This is a genomic window from Flagellimonas olearia (assembly GCF_004150225.1).
Taxonomy (GTDB): Bacteria; Bacteroidota; Bacteroidia; order Flavobacteriales; family Flavobacteriaceae; genus Flagellimonas; species Flagellimonas olearia.
Genome location: NZ_ML142907.1, coordinates 387,013 through 403,877 on the forward strand (window position 1 = coordinate 387,013; position 16,865 = coordinate 403,877).

13 protein-coding genes are annotated in these 16,865 nt (G+C 44.5%); 11 read left to right on the forward strand and 2 right to left on the reverse strand.

Annotated elements, in window-relative coordinates:
• Window positions 1-12 precede the first annotated feature (12 nt).
• From DN53_RS01825 to DN53_RS01845, 5 genes are all read left to right on the forward strand, one after another.
• Complete coding sequence (locus tag DN53_RS01825) at window positions 13-405, forward strand: hypothetical protein (RefSeq protein ID WP_207211061.1); 393 nt, start codon at window positions 13-15, stop codon at window positions 403-405.
• Window positions 406-494: 89 nt separating this feature from the next.
• Window positions 495-2,543 carry an amidohydrolase family protein gene (locus DN53_RS01830; RefSeq protein WP_129652711.1) on the forward strand — a complete coding sequence of 683 codons (2,049 nt, stop codon included), beginning with the start codon at window positions 495-497 and terminating at the stop codon, window positions 2,541-2,543.
• Window positions 2,544-2,612: 69 nt separating this feature from the next.
• The gene (locus DN53_RS01835; RefSeq protein ID WP_129652712.1) at window positions 2,613-4,085 is read left to right on the forward strand and encodes a hypothetical protein; all 1,473 of its coding nucleotides are present in this window, start codon (window positions 2,613-2,615) and stop codon (window positions 4,083-4,085) included.
• Between the two features lie 96 nt (window positions 4,086-4,181).
• On the forward strand, window positions 4,182-5,207 hold the full coding sequence (locus tag DN53_RS01840; RefSeq protein WP_129652713.1) for a metallophosphoesterase family protein: 1,026 nt from the start codon (window positions 4,182-4,184) through the stop codon (window positions 5,205-5,207).
• Between the two features lie 134 nt (window positions 5,208-5,341).
• Window positions 5,342-6,655 carry a sulfatase family protein gene (locus DN53_RS01845; protein ID WP_207211062.1) on the forward strand — a complete coding sequence of 438 codons (1,314 nt, stop codon included), beginning with the start codon at window positions 5,342-5,344 and terminating at the stop codon, window positions 6,653-6,655.
• A 43-nt stretch (window positions 6,656-6,698) separates the two neighbouring features.
• Here DN53_RS01845 and DN53_RS01850 read toward each other — a convergent pair whose 3' ends face one another.
• Window positions 6,699-7,874: a GlmU family protein gene (locus tag DN53_RS01850; protein ID WP_129652714.1), complete on the reverse strand. Its 1,176-nt coding sequence runs from the start codon at window positions 7,872-7,874 to the stop codon at window positions 6,699-6,701.
• Between the two features lie 85 nt (window positions 7,875-7,959).
• On the reverse strand, window positions 7,960-8,229 hold the full coding sequence (locus DN53_RS01855; protein WP_129652715.1) for a type B 50S ribosomal protein L31: 270 nt from the start codon (window positions 8,227-8,229) through the stop codon (window positions 7,960-7,962).
• Window positions 8,230-8,302: 73 nt separating this feature from the next.
• Between DN53_RS01855 and DN53_RS01860 the strand changes: the two genes are divergently transcribed.
• The 6 genes from DN53_RS01860 (at window position 8,303) to DN53_RS01885 (ending at window position 16,846) form a co-directional block, all read left to right on the forward strand.
• Entirely contained in the window at window positions 8,303-8,911 is a 609-nt protein-coding gene (locus DN53_RS01860) for a DUF4199 domain-containing protein (RefSeq protein ID WP_242502044.1), read from the forward strand.
• A gap of 42 nt (window positions 8,912-8,953) precedes the next feature.
• The gene (locus DN53_RS01865; RefSeq protein WP_129652716.1) at window positions 8,954-9,901 is read left to right on the forward strand and encodes a glycosyltransferase family 2 protein; all 948 of its coding nucleotides are present in this window, start codon (window positions 8,954-8,956) and stop codon (window positions 9,899-9,901) included.
• 56 nt (window positions 9,902-9,957) lie between these two features.
• Window positions 9,958-11,664 carry a phospho-sugar mutase gene (locus DN53_RS01870; RefSeq protein WP_129652717.1) on the forward strand — a complete coding sequence of 569 codons (1,707 nt, stop codon included), beginning with the start codon at window positions 9,958-9,960 and terminating at the stop codon, window positions 11,662-11,664.
• Between the two features lie 4 nt (window positions 11,665-11,668).
• Complete coding sequence (locus DN53_RS01875; RefSeq protein WP_129652718.1) at window positions 11,669-13,495, forward strand: ABC transporter ATP-binding protein; 1,827 nt, start codon at window positions 11,669-11,671, stop codon at window positions 13,493-13,495.
• Window positions 13,496-13,812: 317 nt separating this feature from the next.
• Window positions 13,813-15,324: an IPT/TIG domain-containing protein gene (locus tag DN53_RS01880; RefSeq protein ID WP_129652719.1), complete on the forward strand. Its 1,512-nt coding sequence runs from the start codon at window positions 13,813-13,815 to the stop codon at window positions 15,322-15,324.
• A 979-nt stretch (window positions 15,325-16,303) separates the two neighbouring features.
• Window positions 16,304-16,846, forward strand: a complete 543-nt coding sequence (locus DN53_RS01885) for an RNA polymerase sigma factor (RefSeq protein ID WP_129653336.1) — start codon at window positions 16,304-16,306, stop codon at window positions 16,844-16,846.
• Window positions 16,847-16,865: the final 19 nt, after the last annotated feature.

The following is a 16,865-nucleotide window of genomic DNA, read 5'->3' on the forward strand; positions in this document are numbered from 1 at the left end:
ACCGGTGATCCTGTGAACATTTTCTTGAAATACTTCTTGGCATGGTTTCCCATGTTGATTTTGGCCATTCTGAACGGAACCCTCAGGGAATTTGTATTTAAAAAGTACTTTGGTGAACTGGCCGCCCATCAATTGTCCACGGTTACACTCCTTATCCTATTTGCCGCCAGCATGGCCTTTATGGTGAAAACGTTTCCGCCAGAATCCTCAACACAGGCCCTTTGGCTTGGTCTCTTTTGGATGGTGCTCACCCTTATTTTTGAGTTTGGCTTTGGCAGGTTACGAGGAAATTCCTGGGAAACCCTGTTACATGATTATCACCTCTGGAAAGGACGTATATGGGTCCTGATTCCCATCGCCTTGGCCATAGGACCCTATCTTTTTTATCGTCTTTTTAAAAATTGATTTATTCAACCACTTTGTTTTTAATTCTTTACAAACATATCATTCCATAAAAATCCATACCTTAAACCCAATACTAAAAATCAACCTGTATGAAATTCCGTTTGCTGTTCTTGGGCCTTATTGTTCTGGCCACCTATTCCTGTAAAAAAGAAGCCTCACCCGCTTCCTTGACCCATTTTCAAGGTGATGAAACCTACACCGTAATTGTAGGTGAAAACAAGGTTGGACATCTTGAAACCCACATTTCGGGAGATACCATTCATATTGATTATGACTACAAGAACAATGGACGCGGACCGACCATGAAAGAAACCATAGTGCTCAACGCAGATGGCTTCCCGGTTCACTGGAACATTACCGGAAATACCACTTTTGGGAATGCTGTTGATGAGGAATACAATCTAGAAGGTCAAAATGCCTCATGGACCGATGCCACAGGCTCAGGGAGTGCAACTACAGAGACCCCAAAACTATATGTGAACCAATTTGGAAGTCCGTATGGGGATGCTTTGACGGCCCGGGTACTGCTCCAGGCCCCAGAAAATACATTGGAGGTACTTCCAGCAGGTCAACTGACCTTGCAGGAGATGGAAACCTTAAGTGTTCCCAACCCTTCAGGTGAAGGTGAATTGGCTTTGACCTCTTATGCCCTATCCGGCGCAGGGTTGGACCCTTCCTATTTTATATTGGATGATGCGCAACGCTTCTTTGCCTACATCACCCCCAGATACATTGCCATCCGGGAAGGATATGAGGCCGTGGAAAAAGATATGCGGGAACTCTCCGAAAACTATTCCGCCGATCGTTACGAAAACATACAAAAAGAGTTTGCCCACAAGTATGATGGAAAAGTACGCATACGCAATGTCCGCATTTTTGACCCCGAAGCTTTGGCCCTGACCGAACCAGTTTCCGTAGTGGTCAATGGCGAACAGATTTCCGCCATTGAGGCTCCAGATGCCCAAGGTAGTGAGGGTGAGGTTGAAATTGATGGTAACGGAGGTACCTTGGTGTCCGGCCTTTTTGAAATGCACGCCCATACCGGGGACGACGATGCCCTGCTGAATATTTTGGCCGGGGTCACTTCCTTCAGGGATATGGGGAACGATACCGAAGTCCTGAGCAACCTTATTGAAAAAATAGAATCCGGAGTGCTGGCCGGACCAAGGGTTACACGTCTCGGCTTCATTGAGGGGAAAAGCCCCTACAACAGTAACAATGGTATTTTGGTGGAAAGCAAGGAAGAAGCCTTGGCCGCCGTGGACACCTATGACAGCTTGGGCTTTTATGGGATAAAACTATACAATAGCATGAACGGGGATTGGGCTCCTGAAATCGTCAAAAAGGCGCATGACAAAGGTATGTTCGTTACGGGACACGTACCTGCCTTCTCCAACGCAAATGCCATGCTCAGGGCAGGTTTTGATGAAATGACCCACATTAACCAAACCATGTTGGGTTGGGTATTGGAGCCAGATGAGGACACTCGTACCCTATTACGCCTCACGGCCATGAAACGCTTCCCCGAGTTGGATTTGAACAGTCCCAAGGTACAGGAAACCTTGGACCTTTTTGTGGCCAACAACACGGCCATAGATCCCACCTTGGCCATCCATGAATTGTTGATGCTATCCCGAAACGGCGAGATTTCTCCCGGAACCAAGGATTTTATAGACCATTTACCCCCCAATGAGCAGCGCGGCTTTAAAGTCGCCATGGCTCAGATTGCCGATGAAGAGGAAGACAAAGCCTATCGGGAGGCCTATCAAAAAATTGTGGAGACCATTAGCCTAATGAAAGAAAAGGGCATTTTCATAGTCCCCGGGACCGATTTGGGTGGTGCATTCTTCCTGCACCGCGAACTGGAGCTCTACCAACAATTGGGCTATACTCCCGCAGAATTATTGAAACTGGCCACCTACGACATGGCCCAATACCTCGGAAAGGACAATCTGGGCAGTATAGCACCCGGAAAACTGGCCGATTTCTTTTTGGTGCCCGGCAATCCTATGGAAAACATCAAGGACATCAAGACCATTTCATTGGTATCCAAAGGAGGCACGTTTTACTATCCTACAGAAGTGTATCCTGCTTTTGGGATTCGACCTTTTACGGAAAAGCCAGACGTCAAAGAATAATATCGCTGCATTTTTTCATTTCATAAGAAATTTTTATTAAAAATGTAATTTTTACCCTACATTGGTTATATGAATAAAAAATCCAACCTCGCCCCAAAAGTTTTTTTGCTTTTATTTTTCAGTTTGTTTTTGGCCATTGGCTGCTCCAAGGAAGAATCCCCTATTGAAAAAGAGCCCGTTGGCTCAACTCCAGACCCCGAACCCGAACCGGAGCCGGAACCCGAACCAGAGCCGGTGGTCTATTTTACATTTAGTTCGGACCCCGCTTTTTTTGATACAAGTACACAGGACAACTGGATCATCTTGCACGACTCCGATGGAAATCTTTTGGACTACAAACCCTATGAAAGTGGGGACGTATTGGAATTTGAAGCCCTGGATTCGGAACTAACGGACAAGATTACCGTTACCATATTCTCTTTTGAAAACAGAACCAATTATTTTGATGCAGGGGGAGGAGCCTTGGAATCCTGTGAAGGCACCGGGAGCTATGGAACATCATATCCTGACGTTCCCAAAGGAAGCAGCTGGGTGAAATCAAAATACCAGACCAGGTTGCCCAGCAGCCCAGCGCCAAACAATTTGGGGGATTTTACATTGACCATAGAGAATGTACCTAGCATGAATTCTATGCCGGAGCAATATCCCATACTCAATAATTTTTTCGGTAATGCAGAAGATAACAACGCCGGTAATTTATCCACTCTAAGGCTTCCAGAATTTGCAGGAGGAGGCCTCACTACCAATGGTACAGAGTACGCGAAAATGATTAAATCCGGTGTGAATAACTGGGAAAACACCTCCTATTTGATGAGCATTCTGCATGCAGAGGAAGGTTTGAAATATCTCTTTTTCCAAAACCCCGATGCGGGCAATGATCTAACCGTCGACTTTGGGAGTTTCCAAGCTTATGACAGTTATACGTATTTCCCCTTGATTCCTGAAAATGAACATTATACCTTACAAATGGTGGGGTATGAGAATGAGACCAGCTTTAAGACCAATACCGGGTATTTTTGCCTTGAGGTAAACGATATCAATAATGGCATGCAGATTCCACTGGGTGCTTTGGACCGCTTTACCCATTACAAAACTTTTTTTGATATGAAAATCGATGATAATGCACGCTACCACTATCATCTATTCGGGCCAACATCGGATATCACTTCCCTTCCCGCGATACCAAACATTGGTTTCACCAATGAAAACATATTTGATTTTGATTTTGATACCAACACAGAGTATGTTCGAAGAACAGACTCCTGGGGAGATCCGGTTCCACTGAGCGCGAGCGATTGCAGCTCCACGGGATGGAGCATGGTTAGCCCCGCAGGAAGTTACCCCAAAATAAGTATTCCCGATGAGTTGTATACCATGTACCCGGATTTTACACCTCTTGACCAACTGGAATATAGGCAATCCGTTATTTACCTGCAGGACAGAGCATATGAAGATTTTCTACGTAATGAGTTTGACCCCACCTTCGATCATATTTTACAGTATGGGGATACCCAAGAGTATTTTACTTTAAATGGGGAATGATTATTTTTAAGCTCACGCTCTTCCAAAAGTTATGGATAAGGCAGTCAAGAGATATGGCTTACCTATATGGCTTTTGTGTTTGACCAACAATAGTTTATGAAACGTAGGCCATTTTTCAAAAAAACCACTGCCGCCCTGATGGGGATAGGGTTTACCTCGGAAGCTTTTTCAAATACTTCGGAGAAGAAAACCGCCAAACCCCTAAAGGTTTGTACCACCGTGGAACAGGAAAAGGTCTTTTTCTATGCCGAGGTCATCCATGAATCCATCAAGGTGGTCCATATTGCCGACACCCATTTATTCAAGGATGATGACAGGGGAATCCCCTATCAAGAGTATAGTGGGCGCATGGCCAAAGCCTACAACCGGACCACACATTTTAAAACACGGGCACAGACCAATCCTGAAGAAGCCTTTGAAGAAACCCTTGCTTTCGCCAAAAAAGTCAATGCCGATGTGATTACCTTGGTCGGGGATATTTTCAGCTTCCCCTCCGAAGCCGCCATTGAGTGGGTATTGTCAAAATTGGAGGAAACGGACATTCCCTACATCTACATTGCCGGGAACCATGATTGGCACTACGAGGGCATGGAAGGCCCTTTGGAAGATTTGCGCGATACCTGGATCCAGAAACGATTATTGCCCTTATACCAAGGAAACCATCCATTGATGGCCGCTTATGACCTCAAAGGCGTGCGATTTTTGGCCATCGATAATTCCACCTATCAAATCAACCAGGAGCAATTGGATTTTTTTAAGGAGCACGTAGCCAGTGGGGTCCCTCTGGTCTTATTGGTACATATTCCATTATATGCGCCCGGAAAGAGTATTTCCTTTGGATGTGGCAATCCAAATTGGGGAGCGGCCACTGACCGGAATTTTAAATTGGAACGGCGTCCCAAATGGCCGGAAGAAGGACATACCGCCACCACGCTCAACTTTCACAAGGAGGTTTTCAATGCCCCTAACCTCTTGGGCATATTTACGGGTCACATCCATCAAAATTCCTTGGAAGCCATTAAAGGGAAACCTCAAATAGTAAGTGATGATAATGCCAGTGGAGGCTATTTGGATGTCAGCTTTTTACCCTTGGCGGAACAGGACAGACAACTGATATTGTAACTGTGGCCCCATAAATACCTCAATCCATTGATTCCAAGGTATTTTTCCATTACATTTATGATTTTGCCAACACCTATGTTTGAAAAAGGACCAATCCGATTTCATTACAAGAGATTATAACCATTCCGACCACCATGAAAACCAAATTCAACCTCTTAATCCTGCTGCTCGCCGTATGGGTAGCTTCCTGTACCAAGGAAAAGAGCACCAAGATGCCCAACGTGATTCTTATTATGGCCGACGACATGGGATACGAATGCATTGGGGCCTATGGTTCCAACTCCTATAAAACCCCCAATATCGACCAACTGGCCTCACAGGGAATCCGTTTTGCCAATTGTGTTTCCCAGCCTCTATGCACCCCTTCAAGGGTGAAGATCATGACAGGCAAATACAACTACCGCAATTACGATCATTTTGGACATTTAAACCTTTCCGAATATACTTTTGGAAACTTGATGCAAGATGCAGGATACGAAACCTGTATTGCTGGAAAGTGGCAATTGAACGGCTTGTCCTATAAGGACATCATATCGGATTGGAATGACAATACCAGACCCAACAAATTTGGATTTGACGAGTACTGCCTTTGGCAATTGACCAAACCAAGAAGTGAAGGTGGTCGTTATGCCGACCCCTTGATTGAACAAAATGGTCAAATCTTGGAACGCAATTCGGATGATTATGGCCCGGACATTTTTTCCAATTATATTTTGGATTTTATCGAACGGAAAAAGGACCAACCCTTCTTTGTATACTACCCCATGGTCTTGGTCCATGACCCTTTTGTTCCCACTCCGGATTCCCAGAATTGGAGCGATTCTGAAAACCGATATAAGAACGACACCACCTATTTTAAGGACATGGTCGCCTATACCGACAAGATTGTAGGCAAGATTGTTCGTAAACTCGAAGAATTACAACTGGATGAAAATACGCTGATTATTTTCACAGGGGACAATGGCACCCATCCCTCCATTACATCACAACTGGTGGAAGGCGCTGTTCAAGGAGCCAAAGGAAACACCATAGATGCAGGTACCCATGTGCCCCTAGTAGCCTATTGGCCCTCTCAAATCAAAGAAGGTGTAGTTTTTAATGAACTAATAGAATTCAGTGATTTTTTCCCAACATTTGGAGACATGGTCAAGGCAGATGTCAATTCCGATGGGAAAAGCTTTTATCCATTATTGACCGGAGGGGCATATACACCAAGGGAAACCGCATTTGTTCATTATGACCCGCAATGGGGTAAAAATGTAAACCGTTACCGAAATCAATTTGTACGCTCGTTGGATTATAAATTGTACCCGGACAGTACTTTTTATCACTTGAGCAACGATCTATTGGAGAAGAATCCCTTGTTTTTAGATTCGCTTACTACCGAACAGGCTGATATTAAAACTGCCTTGGAAAAGGAATTGAAACGACACCCAGACTGGAAATAATATTACGGAAAGCTTTATCGGCCAAAATCCAGTGGGTTTTCACCTAGTACTTGCGCCATTTCTGTGTGAGTTCAAAGACCTTGTTCAGGATACTTTCCTCAACCTCGTCAAACTCCTTACCCCTACGGGCCATCATCACCTTGGCAGCCTCAGAGGCTTTTTTGGGGTGGTATTCCTTAAATCCCGATGCCCCGCCCCAACTAAAACTTGGGATAAAGTTTCGAGGGAACCCGGGAGTGTAGATATTGCTGTTCACCCCAATGACCGTACCCGTATTGAACATGGTATTGATGGCCGTTTTACTATGGTCGCCCATCATAAGACCACAGAACTGCAGTCCCGTATGGTCAAAAGTTTCGGTATCGTAATTCCATAACCGGACCTTGGCGTAATTATTCTTTAGATTGGAGTTGTTGGAAGCAGCCCCGATATTGCACCATTCTCCCAAAACGGAGTTTCCTAGATAGCCCTCATGCCCTTTACTGGAATGTCCAAAAATAACCGAGTTGTTGATTTCCCCACAAACCTTTCCATAAGGTCCCACAGTGGTAGGCCCATAAATCTTTCCTCCCATTTTCACAATGGCATGGTCGCATAAGGCAAATCCACCGCGGATAAGGCTTCCTTCCCAGATTTCGGCATTCTTACCAATGTAGATAGACCCTTTGGTGGCATTCAATATACTGTGTTCCACCGTAGCACCTTCCTCCACAAAGATTCTCTCAGGATGTATTAGGCTATTGGTGTCCGATATGGGAGCACTCTTCCTGCCCTTGGTCAGCAATTCAAAATCAGCTTCCAAAGCCTCTCCATTTCTACTGAAAATGTCCCAGGTGTTTTTTAGGGCAAAGACTTCCGATTTGTATTCAACCCTTTCATAATCATCCAAGCGGAAAGGCTTTTCCGGTTCGTTTGTCCCGTAGGCCAACACCTCGTTTTTGTAGACCAAGGCTTGCCCCATCCCTAACTGCTTTATGTGCTCTACCAATGGGACATCGGGAAGGATGTTCCCTATGATCACTACATTCTCATCTGCGGTAACAAGTGGAAACTTTTTGGAGAGATAGTCTTCAGTCCGGAAACTAACCTGGGTCTGCAACCATTTTTCCCACTTTTCCCGTAGGGTCAAAATCCCTATACGAATCTCGGCCACGGGTCGGGTAAACGTAAAGGGAAGCATCGCTTTTCGGTAATCACCATCAGAAAGGATATAGTTCATAACAGTTGTTTAGATTGCCCTAAAATTAAAAAACGCCCCTGATAAAGCATCAGGAGCGTTCATATATTTCGTTGAAAGTAAGGACCTACTCGGCCTTCTTCTCTTCTTTCTTGAATTTCTTGTACTTGTTCTTGAACTTATCGATCCTACCAGCGGTATCCACCAATTTGGTCTTACCGGTGTAGAAAGGATGCGAAGTTCTTGAGATTTCCAACTTTACCAAAGGATACTCAACACCATCAATGCTAATGGTCTCTTTTGCCTCTGCAGTGGATTTGGTGATGAACACATCCTCGTTGGACATGTCTTTGAAAGCCACTAATCTATAATTCTCTGGGTGTATACCTTTTCTCATCGTCTTAAATACTTAATCTCAGAATTTTCGAGGTGCAAATTTAATGATTTCTTTGACACCTCCAACTTTAAAAATGGAAAAAAGAAAAAAACTACCTTTAGCTGTAACAAAGTTACGCTTTTGTCAACTAACAAACAGATCAACACTAAAAACTTTTTATATGGAAGAACAACAACCAAAAACCGGTAAATTCGCTCTAAATTATGGCCTTTTGTTAGGCGTGGTTTCAGTCGTGTTCGGCGTAATGCTCTACTCACAAAAATTACATTACGAAACAAGCGCTCCCGTCATGGTCGTTTCCGTTATTTTAACGGCTGTGGCCATTTTCTTGGGGGTAAATGCGTTTAAAAAAGCCAATGGGGGTTACTTGAAGATTGGCGAAGCCTTAAAAGTCGCAGTGGGTATTGCCCTTGTCTCCGCCATCATATCCCTCTTGTTCCAATACGTCCTTACGAATTTTATTGAACCTGATTTTATGGATAAGGCCATGGAAATCGCCAAGCCGAAAGCCTTTGAACAAAACCCTTCCTTGACCGAGGAGCAATGGGAGAAGGGGGTGGAAATGCAAAAAAATCTTGCTTGGATGCGCTACCCAATTGGCTTGATCATTAGCTGTGTCATTGGGTTGGTACTAGGTTTGATCACCGGCTTGATCCTGAAAAAGGAAAAACCCGCCTACTAAGGCAAAAAATACTACTTTTGAAAGGAATTCCAGAAACAAGAAATGCAGATTTCCATTGTAATTCCTTTACTTAACGAGCAAGAATCGCTCAACGAACTGCATGATTGGATTGTACGCGTAATGCAATCCAATCATTTTTTATATGAGATCATTTTTATTGATGATGGCAGTACCGATGGTTCTTGGGAAACGATCACCCAACTCTCCGAAAAGAATGAACATGTAAGGGGAATCCGTTTTTTAAGGAATTATGGGAAATCCCAAGCCCTCCACGCTGGATTTAGGGCTGCGCAAGGCGAAGTGGTGATTACCATGGATGCCGATCTACAGGACAATCCCGAAGAAATCCCCGAACTGTACAACTTGATTACCCAAGAAGGCAACCAAGTGGTTTCGGGCTGGAAGAAAAAAAGGTACGATTCCGTCATCACCAAAAATATTCCCTCCAAGTTGTTCAATTGGGCGGCCCGAAAAACTTCTGGGGTAAAATTGCACGATTTCAATTGTGGCTTAAAGGCCTTTGACCATAACGTAGTAAAAACCATTGAGGTACATGGTGAAATGCACCGCTACATACCCGTGTTGGCCAAAAATGCAGGGTTCACAAAAATTACCGAAAAGGTCGTTCAACACCAAGCCCGAAAATACGGTACCACAAAATTTGGGGCGGAACGTTTCATCAATGGATTTTTGGACCTGATCACCATATGGTTCGTTTCCAAATTTGGTAGGCAACCCATGCACCTTTTTGGAGCTATGGGCGTTTTAATGTTCATCGTAGGCTTCGGGTTTTCCCTCTATTTGGGCATAGACAAGTTGTTTCTGAACCCAACCGGACGCCTGATCACACAACGACCACAATTCTATATCGCCCTGACTGCCATGATTATGGGAACCCAAATGTTTTTGGCGGGCTTTATCGGTGAAATCATGGTACGCTCCAGAAAAAATGATACCCGATACACCATTTCCAATAAAATCAATCTTTAGGGTTTTGTAACCCATAATCTTTGTATTTTTAAGACAATAAATTTTAGCTAAACACTATGGACGCCATTACTTCCACAGCACACTCTTGGCTGACCGATTTTTTTGATGAAAGGACAAAAAAAGAGATCCAGAACCTGATCCAGAACGACCCAGAAGAACTCAAGGAACGTTTTTATAAAGATCTGGAGTTTGGCACAGGAGGCATGCGAGGCATTATGGGTGTGGGCACCAATAGAATCAACAAATACACCTTGGGCAAGAATACACAAGGTCTCAGCAACTATTTAAAGAAAACGTATTCCGACTCCGACCTTAAAGTTGTAATCGCCTATGATTGCAGGCACAATTCGGATACGCTGTCCAAAACCGTGGCCAATGTCTTTGCGGCCAACGGCATAAAAGTGTATCTGTTCTCCGAATTGCGCACCACCCCCGAACTATCCTTTGCAGTTCGGTATTTGGGCTGTCATGCAGGGATTGTCCTCACCGCTTCCCACAATCCACCAGAATACAATGGATACAAAGTATATTGGGCAGATGGCGGACAAATTGTGCCACCCCAGGATGGTGAGATCATCGCGGAAATCGATTCCCTTTCCTTTGAGGACATCAAGTTCGATGCCGATGAAAGTCTGATTCAACATATTGACAAAGAGGTGGACGAGGCTTTTTTCAAAGCTTCTGTCGAGAATGGCAGTTTCAATGCCAAAGGCAAGGACAACTTCAAAATTGTGTTCACCTCCTTACATGGCACTTCAATCACAGCTATTCCAGAGGTATTGAAGCGTGCAGGCTACAACAATGTCACCATCATTGAAGAACAGGCAAAGCCTGATGGCGGATTTCCCACAGTGGAATCCCCCAACCCTGAAGAACCGGAAGCACTGGCCATGGCCATTGCCAAGGCCGAAGAAATTGGCGCGGATATGGTGGTGGGCACCGACCCGGACAGTGACCGCTTGGGAATAGCTGTTAGAAACCTTGAGGGAAAAATGGAACTGCTCAACGGCAACCAGACCATGGTACTCATGACCAAATTCCTATTGGACCGCTACAAGGAAAAGGGATTTAAAGGCAACGAATTCATAGCCTCAACCATTGTATCCACCCCCATGGTAGAACAAATGGCAAAAGCCTATGGGGTAGAATACAAGACGGCTTTGACCGGCTTTAAATGGATCGGTAAGATGATCAAGGATTTCCCCAACTCCAAATTTATTGGGGGCGGTGAGGAAAGCTTTGGGTATATGGTGGGGGATTTTGTCCGGGACAAGGATGCCGTTACCGCTACCCTACTCGCCTGCGAAGCCGCTTCCAGCGCCAAGGCCGAAGGAGGTTCTTTCTATAAGGAGCTGATCAACTGTTTTGTACAGTTTGGGTTCTATAAGGAAAAGTTGATTTCCTTGACCAAAAAAGGCATCAGTGGCGCAGAGGAAATCAAACAAATGCTCAAGGATTTCAAAGAAAATCCGGTAGAATCCGTTCAAGGATCCAAATTATTGTGGATTGAGGATTACAACACCTCCATCGCCAAAAATGTACAGACAGGAGAGGAAAAGAACATCAATCTGCCCAAATCCAACGTATTGATATACGAAACTGAGGACGGTACCCGAATCGCCGCCCGTCCCAGCGGAACGGAACCCAAAGTGAAGTTTTACATCAGTACAAATGCTAAATTGGACAAGGCCGAGGATTTTAAATCCGTAAATTCGCAGTTGGATGCCAAAATAGACGGCATCCTTTCCGAACTGAATTTGTAGGTGAATGAACTACTTTAGAAAGATTCTCCGTTTTGCGGGACCTTACCGTAAATACGGTTTTTTGAACATTTTCTTCAATATCCTCTATGCACTTTTCAGTGCGTTGTCCTATGCTGCCCTTATCCCAATGCTCAATGTGCTGTTTGATAAGACCCAGCAAGTACACACCCCTCCAAAATTGGAAGGCATAGGAGGATTGAAAGATTACTTCATGGACTACATGAACTATCAAGTCACCCAATATTCGGGAAATGACCCTATGAAAGGGCTTATTTTGGCCGTAGGGCTGATTTTGTTCCTGTTCCTGTTCAAAAACATCTTCAACTATTTGGCCATGTACTTCATCACGTTTTTACGGAATGGGGTGCTCAAGGATATCCGGAACAAGATGTACGAAAAGATTGTGGACCTGCCCATTTCCTACTTTTCAGAAAAGAAAAAAGGAGATGTCATTGCACGGATCACCTCCGATGTACTGGAAATACAGCATTCCTTCCTCTCCATTTTGGAATTGATCGTACGGGAACCCCTTACCATATTGTTCACGATCATTGTGATGTTCCTTATCAGTGTAAAGCTTACCATTTTTGTGTTCATTTTTATTCCCATTGCCGGAATGATTATTTCCAGGATCGGGAAATCCCTCAAACGCAAATCGGATAGGGTACAAAAAGAACAGGGCGAGTTCCTGTCCATTGTGGAAGAGACCTTGAGTGGACTGCGGGTCATCAAAGCTTTTAATGCCGAGTCCAAATTCTTTAAGACCTTCCAAAATTCAACCAGTCGTTTTTTCAAGTTCTCCAACTCCTTGCTGAACCGACAGAACTTGGCATCGCCAACCGGAGAGTTTTTGGGGATTTTGGTCTTTGGGGTGTTGTTGTGGTTTGGAGGCCGAATGGTATTGTTGGAAGGCTCGCTGGACGCCGCTTCCTTCATCTCCTACATGGGTCTGGCCTTCAATATCCTGACCCCTGCCAAAGCCATAAGTAAGGCCTCTTACGGAGTCAAGAAAGGAAACGCCGCTGCGGAACGGGTATTGGAAATCCTGGAATCGGAAAATCCCATTAAAGATGCCGAAAATGCGCTGGAAAAAACCGATTTCAACCAAGGTATTGAGCTTCAGAACGTATCTTTCAAATATGAGGACGATTATGTCCTGAAAAACTTCAACCTAAAGGTTGATAAAGGTCATACCGTAGCCTTGGTTGGGCAATCTGGAAGTGGAAAGAGCACCGTGGCCAATCTGGTCACCCGTTTCTACGATGTCAATAAAGGGGAAATCCTGATTGATGGTACCAACATCAAACAAATCTCCAAAAAATCGCTTCGCGGGCTTATGGGATTGGTGACCCAAGACTCCATTTTGTTCAATGACACGGTAAAGAACAACATTGCCATGGGCAAGGAAAATGCCACCACCGAGGAGATTGTAGCTGCCGCCAAGGTGGCCAATGCCCATGAGTTTATCATGGACCTTCCCCATGGGTACGACACCAACATTGGGGACAGTGGCAATAAATTGAGTGGCGGACAAAAACAGCGCCTGTCCATTGCCAGGGCCGTACTGAAAAATCCACCGATCATGATCTTGGACGAGGCCACTTCGGCCTTGGATACCGAAAGCGAACGCTTGGTACAGGATGCGCTGGAGAAAATGATGAAAAACCGCACCTCCATCGTCATTGCGCACCGCTTGTCCACCATCCAAAATGCGGACTCAATAGTGGTGTTGAACAAAGGTGGAATTGTGGAGCAGGGCACCCATGAAGAGCTTATGAAATCCAAAAAAGGCTATAAAAAGCTCGTGGAGATGCAGTCGTTCTCCTCCTAAAAAGAAGACACACATTCGTGAAAATTAGTGCAATTCGTGTCAGACCTTTGAAAGTTCAAACATCAAGTTCAAGTACAAATGATTTTTGCATGAATACCCATATCCGATTTCTGAGGTCTGATTTCTGATTGTTAAAACAGATTTCCCACACCTCCTCCGACATCGCTCAGGAGTGGACTCGAAATGACAGTATCACATTGATGATTGTCCATTGAAAATTGCTTATTGGCACTCATCCGTCAACCCAAACGGGGCATCCGTCAATTGACACCCATGCTTTTTGGCTTCTTTCCCTTTCTTGCCAAAAAATTTTACCCATGAAAAAAATTCCATTACAAGCATCACTTACCTTATTGTTATGTCTTTTTGCATTCTCCTGCGGAAAGGATGAACCCAACGACCCTGATCCCGTGGACACCTCCCCCTCCATTACGGGCTTTTCGCCTACATCGGGACCCGTGGGCACCTCGGTGACCATCAACGGGACCAATTTTAGCGCCACAGCATCTGACAACACCGTAAAGTTCGGTACCGTGGCCACAAGCGTAGACAATGCATCAACCACCACACTAAAGGTAACCGTACCTGAAGGGGCACAGACAGCAACCATCAGCGTAACCGTAAACGGCGAAACCGCCACCAGTTCCAATGACTTTACCGTGACCAACCCCGACCCTACCACCGTTTCCCTGGACCAAGAGACCTTGGAACTAAAAACCTTGGACACGGACCAGCTTGTTGCCACCGTGGCCGGGGCCGGGGCCAATGAGACCGTGGCTTGGAGCTCGGACAACGAAGAGGCGGCCATAGTGGACCAAGAAGGGAACGTGACCGCCACCGGAGCGGGAACCGCTACCATTACTGCCACCGTGGACGGTGTTACGGCCTCTTGCGCCATTACCGTGAACCCCAGTATTATTGTGGGCGGGAACGTTGAAAAAAACAATGGCGACTATGATGTGGCCACCTATTGGGTCAACGGAGTTAAAACTGAACTGAACAATATTGATAGTGGCGATGTATCACTCGATGTAAGTGGAACGGATATCTACACCACCTTTGCTGAGTTCGATGCAGACGTCACATACATACGAGTGATGAAAAACACTGAATTACATTCCACCTTGGGAGGGTTGGGTAAAAGCGACAAAAGTCCCTATGACATTCACGTAGACGGGAACGACATTTATGTCTGCGGCTTCGAATTTTTTAATCCCCAAATAGCTAAGTATTGGGTGAATGGGGCTGAACATATATTAGGGGATGGCATGGACCACAGTATAAGTACAGATATTATTACTTACAATGGGAGCATACTGGTTAGTGGTGGTCAATTTATAAATGGGATAGCTAAAGCCATGTACTGGGAAGATGGAACCCCCACAGAGCACATTACTCAGAATTCTATAGCGTATGATATCCTTGTTGATGACCTTGGTGACATCTATACTGCGGGACAAGGGAGCCCTAACAAAGCTTATATTTGGAAAAATGGGGAAGAACTATATCAGTTAGATGATGGTAATTCTATATCAACTTCATATGCGGTAGCGGTTGAAAACAACAATGTATTTGCAATCAGCGAAACCAATGAAGAAAAAGGCATACTCTGGATCAATGGGAATTTGGCTGCCCAATGGTCAGGTGAAGCTAAAGCCATGACTATTTTTAATGACACCATCTACGTGGCAGGCACCAAATACGATGGCAACATCGATAGCTACACCCCCACCGTCTTTACATTTGACACTTCCGGCAACCTAATCGAGGAAATCAGCCTTCCCAGTAACGGTTCCGATGGCTTCGCCACCTCCATTGTTGTAAAATAAAGCATGTAGTTTTTTGGATTTTGAGATTTCCCCCGCTTAAGCGGGGGTTTTCTTTTTATTAAAATATTGGTGCAATTTGGTGCCATTCGTGTCAATCCCTCAAAAACTCAAGTCTCAAAATTAGGTTCAAATCCAAATCATTTTTATATAAATTCTGGTATCGGATTTCTGAATTCCCAACCTAGGTAGATTTCTCGACTACGCTCGAAATGACATCCGTCGGTACATTCGTGTAAATTGGTGCCATTCGTGTCAGACCTTTTTAAAGTTCAAGTTTCAAAATCAAGTTCAACACTACCTAAACGCTGGGTTCCGATTCCTGATTTCTGATTGTTAAAACAGATTTTCCACATCTTCTTCGACTTCGCTCAGGACAGGGCTCGAAATGACATATGGTACATTCGTGCAAATTGGTGCAATTTGTGTCAAACCTTTGAAAGTTCAAGTATCAAGTTCAAGTCCAAACCATCCTTGCCCAAATTTTGGTTTCCGATTTCTGAGGTCTGAATATTTAATATTTGAATAGATTTCTCGCAGCTCCTTCGACTTCGCTCAGGACAGGGCTCGAAATGACATATGGTACATTCGTGCAAATTGGTGCCATTCGTGTCAGACCCCTTAAAGCTCAAATTCCAAGTCCAAATAATCTTCGCATGATTACTCTTATCTAAATTCGCAACACCAAAACAGGTTTCCCACAGCTCCTTCGACTTCGCTCAGGACAGGGCTCGGAATGACATATGGTACATTCGTGCAAATTGGTGCCATTCGTGTCAGACCTTTTTAAAGTTCAAGTTTCAAAATCAGGTTCAACACTACCCAAACTCTGGGTTCTGATTTCTGATTGGTAAAATAGATTTCTCGACTGCGCTCGAAATGACAGTATCACATTGATGACTGTTCATTGTTCATTGAAAATTGCCAATTGCATTAAACCTTTTACCCCTATCTTAGTCAAAGCACCAAATTGTACGGACAATTGATTTCCGAAGAAGCCCTAATCAAAGAACTCAAACAAAAGGAAAGCCAAGCAAAGGCCTTTGAGGTGTTGGTGAACACTTACAAAGAACGCTTGTATTGGCACATCCGAAGGATTGTCCTGGATCATGACGATGCCGATGACGTGCTACAGAACACCTTTATAAAAGTGTACCGGAATATTGACGGTTTTAAAGGCGAAAGCAAGCTGTATTCTTGGTTGTACCGTATCGCCACCAATGAATCGTTGACCTTTTTAAAACAAAAATCCAAGAAAGCCGGAATCAGTGATGAGGAACTCAAGAACCGCATGGTGGAGAACCTACAATCCGATGTGTATTTTGAAGGGGATGAAATCCAATTGAAACTCCAAAAGGCTTTGGCCACCCTGCCGGACAAACAAAAATTGGTGTTTACCATGAAGTACTTTCAGGAAATGAAATATGAGGACATTTCCGAGGCCTTGGAAACCTCGGTCGGGGCACTAAAGGCCTCCTATCATTTGGCCGTAAAGAAAATTGAATCGTATCTTAAGGAAAATTAAACCTTTGGCTTGTTTTGGA

Bases quoted from the DNA above. Each gene is read 5' to 3' on its own strand.
- DN53_RS01830 (WP_129652711.1), top strand. From the start codon at position 495: ATGAAATTCCGTTTGCTGTTCTTGGGCCTTATTGTTCTGGCCACCTAT.
- DN53_RS01835 (WP_129652712.1), top strand. From the start codon at position 2,613: ATGAATAAAAAATCCAACCTCGCCCCAAAAGTTTTTTTGCTTTTATTT.
- DN53_RS01840 (WP_129652713.1), top strand. From the start codon at position 4,182: ATGAAACGTAGGCCATTTTTCAAAAAAACCACTGCCGCCCTGATGGGG.
- DN53_RS01845 (WP_207211062.1), top strand. From the start codon at position 5,342: ATGAAAACCAAATTCAACCTCTTAATCCTGCTGCTCGCCGTATGGGTA.
- DN53_RS01850 (WP_129652714.1), bottom strand. From the start codon at position 7,874: ATGAACTATATCCTTTCTGATGGTGATTACCGAAAAGCGATGCTTCCC.
- DN53_RS01855 (WP_129652715.1), bottom strand. From the start codon at position 8,229: ATGAGAAAAGGTATACACCCAGAGAATTATAGATTAGTGGCTTTCAAA.
- DN53_RS01860 (WP_242502044.1), top strand. From the start codon at position 8,303: ATGGAAAAAAGAAAAAAACTACCTTTAGCTGTAACAAAGTTACGCTTT.
- DN53_RS01865 (WP_129652716.1), top strand. From the start codon at position 8,954: ATGCAGATTTCCATTGTAATTCCTTTACTTAACGAGCAAGAATCGCTC.
- DN53_RS01870 (WP_129652717.1), top strand. From the start codon at position 9,958: ATGGACGCCATTACTTCCACAGCACACTCTTGGCTGACCGATTTTTTT.
- DN53_RS01875 (WP_129652718.1), top strand. From the start codon at position 11,669: ATGAACTACTTTAGAAAGATTCTCCGTTTTGCGGGACCTTACCGTAAA.
- DN53_RS01880 (WP_129652719.1), top strand. From the start codon at position 13,813: ATGAAAAAAATTCCATTACAAGCATCACTTACCTTATTGTTATGTCTT.